Here is a 328-nt window from a genome sequence, read left to right as displayed (position 1 = left end):
ACCAGACAACGCGTCGGGAGTCTTTAGTGAAGATCCGCAAGAAGTGGTGTACATTTATAATCGCTCGGATGCCGCACCGGTGACTGTGAAATACAAGGATTCCGAAGGGAACCAACTAGGGGAACCAACGATCTTGAGCGGAAAAGTTGGGTTGCCGTATGATAGTGAACCTAAAGAGATTTCAGGTTGGTACGTAGTGGAAACACCAAGTAATGCTTCAGGGATATTCAGTGAAGAAGCACAAGAAGTGGTGTATGTGTATGAGCGATCAGACGCAGCACCAGTGACTGTGAAATTTAAAGATTCCGAAGGGAATCAATTAGCAGAA

At 45.7% G+C, this 328-nt stretch carries 1 protein-coding gene; it reads left to right on the top strand.

The genetic code is table 11. The features are described 5' to 3' along the window. The coding region (locus tag IAE45_RS19415) for a MucBP domain-containing protein (RefSeq protein WP_200143175.1) at positions 1-328 on the top strand (328 nt) is incomplete at both ends.

The sequence above is a fragment of the Enterococcus sp. S53 genome (genome assembly GCF_016516865.1).
In the GTDB taxonomy this organism is placed as follows: domain Bacteria; phylum Bacillota; class Bacilli; order Lactobacillales; family Enterococcaceae; genus Enterococcus_D; species Enterococcus_D innesii.
The sequence above is the reverse complement of the archived record's forward strand: the minus strand, read 5'-3'. Positions and strand labels throughout refer to the sequence as shown.